This window comes from Halorubrum luteum (assembly GCF_054652935.1).
Genome location: NZ_BAAIGT010000001.1, coordinates 1 through 9,851, shown reverse-complemented (window position 1 = coordinate 9,851; position 9,851 = coordinate 1). Strand labels below are relative to the sequence as shown.

General features: G+C 52.9%; 9 protein-coding genes and 1 pseudogene. 4 read left to right on the top strand and 6 right to left on the bottom strand.

What is annotated here, in order from left to right:
* The coding region (locus ACYQ0R_RS00050; RefSeq protein WP_459820277.1) for a hypothetical protein at positions 1 to 191 on the top strand (191 nt) is incomplete at its 5' end.
* Here ACYQ0R_RS00050 and ACYQ0R_RS00045 read toward each other — a convergent pair.
* The 5 genes from ACYQ0R_RS00045 to ACYQ0R_RS00025 all read right to left on the bottom strand — a co-directional run bounded on the left by ACYQ0R_RS00045 (position 188) and on the right by ACYQ0R_RS00025 (position 7,652).
* Positions 188 to 556: a hypothetical protein gene (locus ACYQ0R_RS00045; protein WP_459820276.1), complete on the bottom strand. Its 369-nt coding sequence runs from the start codon at positions 554 to 556 to the stop codon at positions 188 to 190. The genes ACYQ0R_RS00050 and ACYQ0R_RS00045 overlap by 4 nt on opposite strands.
* A gap of 483 nt (positions 557 to 1,039) precedes the next feature.
* On the bottom strand, positions 1,040 to 3,979 hold the full coding sequence (locus tag ACYQ0R_RS00040; protein ID WP_459820275.1) for an N-6 DNA methylase: 2,940 nt from the start codon (positions 3,977 to 3,979) through the stop codon (positions 1,040 to 1,042).
* Between the two features lie 232 nt (positions 3,980 to 4,211).
* Positions 4,212 to 4,661: a hypothetical protein gene (locus ACYQ0R_RS00035; RefSeq protein WP_459820274.1), complete on the bottom strand. Its 450-nt coding sequence runs from the start codon at positions 4,659 to 4,661 to the stop codon at positions 4,212 to 4,214.
* A 983-nt stretch (positions 4,662 to 5,644) separates the two neighbouring features.
* Entirely contained in the window at positions 5,645 to 7,303 is a 1,659-nt protein-coding gene (locus ACYQ0R_RS00030; RefSeq protein WP_459820273.1) for a hypothetical protein, read from the bottom strand.
* A gap of 169 nt (positions 7,304 to 7,472) precedes the next feature.
* Positions 7,473 to 7,652, bottom strand: coding sequence for a hypothetical protein (locus tag ACYQ0R_RS00025; RefSeq protein WP_459820272.1), 180 nt, complete (start codon positions 7,650 to 7,652; stop codon positions 7,473 to 7,475).
* Between the two features lie 267 nt (positions 7,653 to 7,919).
* On the opposite strand from ACYQ0R_RS00025, the gene ACYQ0R_RS00020 reads away from it, so the two are divergent.
* The 3 genes from ACYQ0R_RS00020 to ACYQ0R_RS00010 are packed head-to-tail and all read left to right on the top strand — an operon-like array spanning position 7,920 to position 9,659.
* Positions 7,920 to 8,318, top strand: coding sequence for a ribbon-helix-helix domain-containing protein (locus ACYQ0R_RS00020; RefSeq protein WP_459820271.1), 399 nt, complete (start codon positions 7,920 to 7,922; stop codon positions 8,316 to 8,318).
* Complete coding sequence (locus tag ACYQ0R_RS00015) at positions 8,315 to 9,385, top strand: tyrosine-type recombinase/integrase (protein ID WP_459820270.1); 1,071 nt, start codon at positions 8,315 to 8,317, stop codon at positions 9,383 to 9,385. The genes ACYQ0R_RS00020 and ACYQ0R_RS00015 overlap by 4 nt, the downstream gene beginning before the upstream one ends.
* Positions 9,378 to 9,659, top strand: coding sequence for a hypothetical protein (locus ACYQ0R_RS00010; RefSeq protein WP_338009530.1), 282 nt, complete (start codon positions 9,378 to 9,380; stop codon positions 9,657 to 9,659). Before ACYQ0R_RS00015 ends, ACYQ0R_RS00010 begins: the two co-directional genes overlap by 8 nt.
* Here the strand turns inward: ACYQ0R_RS00010 and ACYQ0R_RS00005 are convergent.
* A pseudogene (locus ACYQ0R_RS00005) lies at positions 9,656 to 9,851 on the bottom strand (ribbon-helix-helix protein, CopG family); the annotation flags it as partial. The gene ACYQ0R_RS00010 and the pseudogene ACYQ0R_RS00005 sit on opposite strands and share 4 nt — an antisense overlap.

The following is a 9,851-nucleotide window of genomic DNA, read 5'->3' as shown; positions in this document are numbered from 1 at the left end:
ATTGCTCGAACTGTGAGGAGTGGATTGGCTGGCCCAAGCTCGATGACTCACCAGCTGTGATCTGTGACGACGCTGCTGAATGCCCGCACTCGGTTGACTGGGAGGGTGATGCCTGCGGGTACGTTGTCTGTGAATGGTGCCACGAACCTGCATCTGACCGCACCAGGACCTATGATCGGAACTCGCTCTAATCCCCGTCTCGATCAACAGGAACACCAGTCACCTTCCATTTCAGTCGTTCAGCCACGGATGCCTGGTCGAGCATCCGCTGCCTGCGCTCCTGATACGTCTGCCCCTCACGGATCTTGTCGGGGAGTGCCTCGATCTTCTCTTCGACACGAGACCGCTCGGTCAGCTGTGTCTCCAACTCGTCGATGCGAGCCTGCTTGCGCTCTACCCGCTCTTCAAGTTCAGCTACCTGGTGCCGCTCAGCAAGAATAGAACGGATGTATTCAGATCTGCTAGCACCACGTTCCGCCGCTTCAGCCTCTAACTCGGCTTTCTGACGCAATGGAATACGAACTGCTACCTGTTTTTTATCCCCTTGTGACACCATCGTATTCCACTGTGTTCGCTTCGGAATACATAGTATCCCGTCAGACAGTCAGACGACGCTAAATCACTATACACACGGATTTCAACACCGTTTAACTCCGGAATACACGCTCATACCATGGGTGCACGTCCTCAGCACGCCAACGTCGAAGGACTGACGACACCCCTCAGTGTGAGTGAACTGACTATGTTACATCCTCTGTCGCTACAACATCAAGATCAATCACAAGCACCAGGTGATCGAATGCATAGACACGGACATCAGCCAATGAAGTCGCCTCTCCGTCCGAGTTCTCCTCAACGAGCCCAGCTGACCGAGCAGGCTTCGTCACCTGGAGTGCGAGACCGTCCGCGCCAGAGGTTTTGATTTTGTTCATCACTTGGTTAGTACTAAGTAGTAACACGTGACCCTTCGGAATTTCACACAGACGAGTCTAAAACAGCAAACTCTCATTCTCGACTCCAACCCGATAATTCCGACTGATTAGAAAGATTCCAACGTCGTCTGGCTACGGCCACCATCTTCCACCCGCGTCGCGCCCGGCAGTTGAAGATCTCGTTCCTCATCTTCGTCCGTATCAACAAGGACTGCCGTTTCGTCACCAGCACCGCGCTCACGGACTTCAACCATCTCCTTGACCGCTTCCTGAATCTCGACCACACGATCTTCAAGATCCATCGGGTCAAGCACCGCGCGATCGAGCTCCTCACGAAACTCTTGCTCGTCGTCAGTATTCGCCTCTCGTTCTCGGCCAATCCATTCTTCAATCACGTTTCTAATTCTCTTGCACTCTTCATCACTGAATGTCCGGGGGTCGGGGACGTGCATCCCTTTCGCTTCACCAACTGTCAATTCGTTCCGATTCATCCCTTGTCCCTGTTCAACCCGCCCCTCAATCTCTCGGAACAACGGGAATATTGACGAATTCATCACACCAAGCAACACAAGCGGGTCAACATCCACATCGTCGTGAACGTTTACCTCGTAGTTCCGCTGGTCAAGCGGCATCTCTGCAGCATTATATAATGTCCGAGCATCTCGCCAGTACTCTTTCGGAAGAATAAGCTGCGGGCGTGGTAATTCACCGATGTCGAACCACACGCGACCAGAGCTACTCACGCTCGCGCCTTCGTGTACATCCTGCGTCTTCCCATACTCAAGGTATTGAATCAATTCGTCCCATCCGCGATCCTCAAATTCATCAAGCAGGATTTCCTCGTCCGTCCGCTGTTGTAAGATGGATTCCTCAGTACTATCGAGGATTTCGTCCACTTCCTCACGCAAATCGAGAACGTACCAGTGCGGGTCGTCTTCACGGAGTTCGGTGTATTCCGTCGGGGAAATATGCTTCAGGATAGGAGTGATGAACCGATCGTCAATCCCGAGTTCCTCGTACTCGTTTTGCTCCTCGAAGTAGAAGTACGTGTTATTCCCAGTTTTTGTTCCGAACTTCACATCCGCAAGATCCCCGAGCGTCGTTATTGCGGGTTCCTTCAACAACTCCCAGTAGATCGCGGGAGCGTACAGGTACCGGTCCCATCGCTCGATGTTATGCAGGTCACCCTGTCGGAATGTCACGCGCCGGTACTCCGCGTCATCATGTAGCGTCCCGGGCTCGTGATCCTGGTCGATAAGGTTGACAATTTCATCTGGGTCGAACCGTTCCTTAATGTGAATCAAGTCAGTATGATTCGAACGCCGTTCTTCCTCGTCATCGCACCGCTCAAGAATTGTGATGCATGTCCCGATAAGCGGGACAGCGAATTGCTGCGTTCGAAAGTCGATGACGGCTTTGATTTTCGTGTGGTTCAGGAAGAACTCCTGTAGGTCTTCACCATATCCGACGGTGAGCCACCGATTAGATGTGAGGTACCCGAGTCGCCCCGGGTCACCGTCGCTTCCATCGTCGAGAAACTCGAATCCGTGCGTGAAGAAGTAACAATAAATATCTGACCGGTCGCTGAGGTCGATCCCGAAGTCATCCAAGTGCGCTCGCGCGTTCACGTCCTCGCTGATGTTCTCGTGCCGAATGTACGGTGGGTTCGCTACGATTGCATCGAGGTCGGACGGAACGACCATATCCTGCGTGTCAGTCCCACCGTTCGTTCCGACGGTCGCTCGCTCCGGATCAACGACGATCCCTTGGTCGGCGTGCGCTCTGAAGAAGTCCTCAACAAGGATATTGACGTTGTGCGTCTCGTGAGATAAGTCCCGGATTGCAAGGTTAATCGCGGCCAAGTGTGACGGGAACCGATTAATGTCGATACCGTATAGTTGGTCAAGAATCTCCTCATGGTCACCACCCCCTTTCAATTGGTTGAGCCTGTTGTACGCACCGACAAGGAACCCGCCGGTCCCGCACCCTGGGTCAAGAACCGTGTCAGACGGCCCCGTGACAGTGAGTTCAGTCACTAACGCAACGATCTCGTCTGGAGTGTAGTACTGACCGAGTTCGTGGCGTTCTTCAGCTGGAATGATTTCCTCGTAAATCTTCCCGATAACGTCCTCGTCAAACTTATCGAGATTGTAGTCTTCAAGATTCTCCAGTAGATCTTCTACTTGGCGTTGTGCCGTGTCGGTCAGCGGGAGCGCATCGAATATCGGATCCTGCTCGTACACGGCTTCAAAATCAACCGCTTCAATCAGCGCGTCGAACGTTTCCCGGCGACTATCGCCGTCCGCAAGATCGTCAACAGTTACGTCCGGCACATCGACGTACGCATCAGCGTTCTCAAGCAGCTTGTAGAACACGAGCTTGTTCATAAGCAGGTACGCTGCCTGTGCTACGAACGTGTTCTGAACGCCTTCAGGGTCGTCGTCATACCGGTCGCTCCACCCCTGGTCATCAACCCATGTTTCGAATTCGGATTCAAACTCGTTGTTATCGAGTTTGTTGTGGAGTGCGTCGTCGAACTCGGTTGTGATTACGTCGTGGAAGGTTTTCAGCCGGGCAACGAACGCGTCGCGGTGCGGGTCCCACTCGATAACCTCGGTATCGAGGCCCGCGAGTTGCTCCAAGAAATGCGGGGCGAATGCGCCGATGTTGCTAATCTCGTACGCTCGCGTTCTCCTGTCAAGAAGATTCGTTCCTTGTTCGAACGTGCGGAATAAGACTAAGTGGTCGCCGTTGTACGTGGCGAAGTATTCGGTACCGAGGTGCAGGGCGTACCTGGCGGCTTGTTCGATGACGGGCTCGGCGTACGGGTCGATACTTCGGCTCGGTGTTCCCTCGGGTTCTCGCTTGGCTTCGATAACACAGAAGGGCTGTCCGTCGGCTTCAACCACAAGGTCTGCGAATCCGTTGCTAACGTGTTTCTCCGGGGTTACGCCGGTGAATTCGATGCCGTGATGCGTCGCTCCGTCGTCGATTGCGTTCGCCAAGTGCCTGTAGAGTTCCTGTACGATCTTGGCTTCGGACGACATTGGATATCAAGGATGAGTCATCGGTGGTTCATAAGAATAGGTGTCTGAGAAAGTGACTACACCAGAGATTGGCTCTGTTGAAATCCTTAGAAATTGATATTTTCCTCTCTGGTTGCGGTCAATACAGGGTAATCACGAATCGTTCAGTACAGGGTAATCACGAATCGTTCAGTACAGGGTAATCACGAATCGTTCAGTACAGGAAGTCTATGGTATATTCTACCTGTGGAATTCAGTCGAAGAAAGCGTAGGATACTCTGAGTACCTGTTCGGGATGTTCAATATACCATCGAGGTACCCCCCGATCGGGATTCTCTTGTGGGAGTTCATATAGAGTTTCTACCGCTTCGTACAGGTCGTCTTGTGAAACATCGTCGTGGTCTATGAGTACCGTTTCAGGGCGCTCAGTGGTTTGGTCGTTACCGTCCGTTCGTGGCTCAACATCTACACCCATTTCGATAAGCGTCTGAAGAACCTCCACTCCGTGAAGTCGATCGTCGGTGTAGTGTGTTATCGGCTCATTTTCGTCGCCATCTGTAACAAGTACGGCATACACTCCTGCGATTTGGTCTGCCGAGGGTACTTCGTCATATCCACTGTCCGAATTGAACCCATTCTGTAAGTCCGTACATCCCGCCAGTAATAGAGGCAATCCAACTATCACATCACGTCGGGAGGGCATGGTTTAAATCTCCAATAGTGGCGTAATAGTGTTCCCCTCCAATCAATACGCAGCTCTCATTGACCGGCTGTTTCAGGCGAGAATATGTCTGAAGAAGAGGATTTCAACAGAGCCCAGAGATTCAGTATCACCGTTCACCTTTTTTGAAGTCAGAGAGGTATTGGGAAACCGTTCGTGATCCAACTCCCAGTGCATTTGCGATCTCATCGTTTGGAAAACCGTAGGACGCTAAGTACGCTGCCAAGACTGCATTCCCCTCGGCTGCAACAACCACTGGAGCTCGAACCCTTCGACAGTCATCAGGAGCTGCTTCACTCCACTCTAATGGTGATTCGAGATTGATTCGATCCTGGACAGACGCCCACAGACAAGCTCGGGTAGAAGCATCCCGGTCGTTATCTTCGAATACAGCAACACCTGCTGGGATTGATTGGTGGGGCGAATCCGCTGCTCGGACAGCGTCTTCGTCGGTTTCGACATCGACGCCGATCTGGTCGGGTAGGCCTGCTGGAACGAATACTGCACGGCCTCGGAATTCGTAGATCGAGCCACTATCGTACTGGCTGTGGAGTGTTACTTCAGACACCATATTACACGTTGTGTGTATCGAACCTCGCCCAGATACATAAACGTACACAAAACGTGTAACTATAGAGTATTGCCAGATACCCCCACCCCTGATTTCCGGAGTCTTCACGAGAAGGATATCAGTCCCAATGGGCGGCACAACCACCGCTGCCGCGCGAAAGGCAGGATGAGGTATAGTCCGCGCCGCTCAGCACCGCAGGTGCTAGCGCCGAAAATGCGGGACCCCCACAATAGCTGAGATAAAACGCAGTATGCGAGAACCTCCGACCGAGTTCCGGGAAATATAAGAAAAATTATGATTAGAAGCGGTGGAATCCGGTGTCACCACGAGAACGTCGTCGTTTGACCCCCGAAATCAACCCGAAAGGGTAGTGATGCCTCTCACCAGTCGTATCTCAGTTGGGGTCTCTAACCACCTCTCCGCCGTCACGATCACCATCAGTCCACGGGAGATCCTCGTCACCACCAGTCCGGCGACGCCACTCAGCGTACGCGTCCCGGAGACCAGCGACATATTCGGCCTCCTGGCACCACTCATCATCGTCGAGGCGGGACTCAGCGTGACGAATCGGTTTTAGCTCCCCACCACACGGCTCGCGGTCATCAGTGATTGGTGTGTCGGAGTCACCGTCCCCGTCAGAGGCCGTCACAGGCCCCTCAGCCGTCTGCGTAGATTGGGACGTAGAGACGGCCATAGTGGAGGTGGCGTCGCTGCTGTCGGCGCTGCTGCCGCCAGAGGGAGCAGGCGCATCGAAGACGCTGCTCGGGAAGGGATCACCACCACCGCCGCCAGTGGTCGATGTGACTCCGGCTCCTGGCTCCCACACGTCGTGGAGTGGGTGACGAGAGCCGTCATCGTCGCAGTCTGAGCAGTCGCAGTCAGTGCCTGACTCTTCCGGGAGCTCAGATGAAACCTCGGCATCACACGTCGCGTTGTTCAGATTGACGAACCGAGTGCCGAGCAATTTGGGTGCTGCCTCGCAGAAGTGCGCGAGTACCTCGTCTTTCGTCGATTCCGTGACGTACTCAACATCAGTCGCTAACTCACCCTTCATCCGAGAGGTCAGTTCATCTCGGTCAGCGTACCAGTCGTTGACCCCACAGTGAGAGAAGCAGTATGTGAGCTGGTGAACGAGATCTTCGAGGTCCTCGACCGACTTGTGGTTGTCTTCATCGGACTTTTCGATGCGGTGAAACACCCATCCACTGTCCTTGTAGACACCAGGAACAACAGAGTACGAGAACTGACCTTGCTTGGCGGGGAAGAAGAGGTGGAAGTGCGGCTCGAATTTGAGATACTGCATCGGGTCATCACTATTCAGAACATCTTTCCACGTCATATCGCCATCTCCGTCAGCGCCACCGTGAGAGTATTGATCTTTTCGGTATTCCTGTTTGATTCTATACGGATGGTAGATTGCGGCGAATCCCTCGATTCCCCACCGGTGGCGTAGGATGGTTTTCAGGATTTCATAAACACGATCAACAGGCATGTCGGAATCAACGAGGAGCCCGGGGAGACTGGCAACGACGTGATTTTGATGAATCGGCTCACCAGTCCGTTTGTGAAGGATGCGTGAGTACGCATCGAGGTTCCCAGCAAGGCGTAGTACCTTGTCCTTGACGGCAGCAGGCCAATCCCGTGAACAGGTCGGGTTGGCACAGGTCCGACCGACGTACACGGGTTTCCCGCAGCCCTCGTGATTATCGTCACCGAGGCAGGCGAATGCAGGGATGTCTTCACCGCAGTCATCACGGTACAGGCCATCCGAGCCGGGCAGGTCGAGCTCGGGGAGACGGGTGTCGAGAGAAGATTGTGTCGAGTCACGGGTAATGATATCACCGGGTGACGGCCCAGGTTTCGCCCACCCTGATCGTGAGAGTTCACGGATTTCAACGTCGCCATCATCCGGTTCCGTATGGTTGGTTGGAGTATCGTCGAGGAGGGCCTGGGCAGAGTCAGGGAGGCCTCCGGTGTCGGCGGTGTCAGTAAACCCATAGATGATAGACGGTTGGTCAGCAAGACCGTCACCGTCGAGATTCTCAACGCTCACGGGATTCACCCCCGGAATTTCGATGAATCAACGAGTCGCATCGAGGACAGACGTAATCCCTATTGCGCTCGGTGACGAAGAACCAGACGGACAAGCCCGCCAAAGCGTGTCCGAACCCGGTTTTGGGGCCGCGCCCACGGCCCCTGACCTTCGCCGCAACCAGCGTCAGCTACTGATCACCCCCATCTTCGTCATCGTCGAGGTAGGTGATCTTCTTCGCTTCAAATTGAACCAGAGCTGACCGACCCTCGATCGTCAGAGCCTTTCGATGTTCCTTCGGGATCACGAGCCGACCTTGTTCATCCACTTTTTTGCTAAACGATATTTTCTGTGGGGCGTTGTCGTTCATTTCTTGTTCTGATATATGCTGCCAGTGCAGTAAATAGGTTTCCACTCACAAAGATGTGTTTAGTGCACGGAGAATAACCAAGTCACGTGGCTTTCGCGCAGAAATAACACTGAAGAGGATTGTCCGACACCGACGCCCTCATGCGTTTTTGTTAATTGACAATTTAAATATCACGGGAAAGTAATTGGCCTTGGTTGGAACAACCACCAACTCAGGCACTTATGTGAAATACCTACGTTAATAAGTACCCAATTCATAATTATGTGTATGCCTGGTGATGATGCGATTTCAACACGAATCGGCCCCCACCCAGACCCAGACAAACTGAACCTCCAAGCATCTGTTGGGGAGCTACAACTGTCCGAAATTGACGAGATGAAAGAGGAGTACAACTTCAGTAGCCGGTCCGAAACGATACGGTGCCTCATTCAGATAGGTCTCAACTCAATCGTTGAGAACGATCCACGCAATGTCGGAACAGTTCAAGATCCATCCGACGCCGCGACAGTACGCGATTTCGTCCCTCGTGGAAAAGACGAGGCAATCCCACTCATTGAAGGAAACGGTGAGACACAAGGACTCGTCGAAAAGATCGAAGATGACATTCTCGATATCATTGACGAGGATGAAGAGATCAAGAGAGATGGGTGGAAGGTGTACCGATGAAAGGCCCGTCGAATGCAATTAGAAGTCGGGAAGATGGAGAATCATACGTCGATTATTACCTTGATTTCCAATTGCATGAAGGGAGCACAGAGGACGGCTACTATACAGCTTGGGGACACCTAGAGGACTTCGTTGAGAGAGAGGACCTCACCGTCGAGGAGGTGGGACTGAAGGAGTCCATAGAGTTCTGTGAGTACCTAAAATCAAAGGACGTGAGCGAAGCCACAGCAGAGATGTATGTCCTCAAACTCTCGAATCTTGTGACATGGTTGATAGAGAAAGGTGAAGCAGATCACAATCCGTACGCCTCAGCCCTGGCCAAGGGGCCGTTCGAGTACGACAAAGAATCTACTCAGCGGCGCGTTCCGATTGATGAGCTCAAGAAAGCAATTCAGGATACCGGGCATCCATTCACGCTAACGCTCGTTGTATTGCTGTTAAAAACGGGAATCAGAATAGCAGAGGCCACGAATCTCGATTACAGAGATGTACACCTCGATCACCCGATAGCAGAAACAATGGATGAGCCGCGTGAGGAAATAGGTGATAAACCAGATTCAATCTACATCGATTCGTCAATATCAGCGGAACAGACCCACAATGGTGAGAAGAGGATGGACGGCAATAAGCCGAATTCCTACCGGGCGATACCAATTGACGAAGAGCTGAAAAGGGTATTAGTGTGGTACATAGCGTTGACCCCTCCATCTCCGTCAAAAGCAAACCCACTGCTACGACAGACAAATGGATTCATCGGGAAACGCTACAGCACAGAGGTTGCCCGAAATAAGTTCAATGAATGGTCAGCAAACAATGATTGGCATGCTGGTGAACAAAAATCCACTAATGTAAGCCCTCACTGGTGCCGCCATTGGTTCAGTACCACGCTTCGGCAGAGGATACCATCTGAAGAAGTCCTCATCGGAGAGGTGAAGGACTACGTAGGCGCACTCAGAGGAGACACAGACAGCCGGACTGTCGATACATACACACATGATTGGAGCGAAAAGGAATGGATTAGAGAAGCATACCTGAACAACGTCCCCAAATTACTCACTAATGCCTGAACCCACCGTTAGACAGAGAATCGACATCCCGGAGGACGAGATAAAACGGGAGTCGGATGAGAAACTCACTGTGTACGAGTGGTATTGCTCGAACTGTGAGGAGTGGATTGGCTGGCCCAAGCTCGATGACTCACCAGCTGTGATCTGTGACGACGCTGCTGAATGCCCGCACTCGGTTGACTGGGAGGGTGATGCCTGCGGGTACGTTGTCTGTGAATGGTGCCACGAACCTGCATCTGACCGCACCAGGACCTATGATCGGAACTCGCTCTAATCCCCGTCTCGATCAACAGGAACACCAGTCACCTTCCATTTCAGTCGTTCAGCCACGGATGCCTGGTCGAGCATCCGCTGCCTGCGCTCCTGATACGTCTGCCCCTCACGGATCTTGTCGGGGAGTGCCTCGATCTTCTCTTCGACACGAGACCGCTCGGTCAGCTGTGTCTCCAACTCGTCGATGCGAGCC

Bases quoted from the DNA above. Each gene is read 5' to 3' on its own strand.
- ACYQ0R_RS00045 (WP_459820276.1), bottom strand. From the start codon at position 556: ATGGTGTCACAAGGGGATAAAAAACAGGTAGCAGTTCGTATTCCATTG.
- ACYQ0R_RS00040 (WP_459820275.1), bottom strand. From the start codon at position 3,979: ATGTCGTCCGAAGCCAAGATCGTACAGGAACTCTACAGGCACTTGGCG.
- ACYQ0R_RS00035 (WP_459820274.1), bottom strand. From the start codon at position 4,661: ATGCCCTCCCGACGTGATGTGATAGTTGGATTGCCTCTATTACTGGCG.
- ACYQ0R_RS00025 (WP_459820272.1), bottom strand. From the start codon at position 7,652: ATGAACGACAACGCCCCACAGAAAATATCGTTTAGCAAAAAAGTGGAT.
- ACYQ0R_RS00020 (WP_459820271.1), top strand. From the start codon at position 7,920: ATGCCTGGTGATGATGCGATTTCAACACGAATCGGCCCCCACCCAGAC.
- ACYQ0R_RS00015 (WP_459820270.1), top strand. From the start codon at position 8,315: ATGAAAGGCCCGTCGAATGCAATTAGAAGTCGGGAAGATGGAGAATCA.
- ACYQ0R_RS00010 (WP_338009530.1), top strand. From the start codon at position 9,378: ATGCCTGAACCCACCGTTAGACAGAGAATCGACATCCCGGAGGACGAG.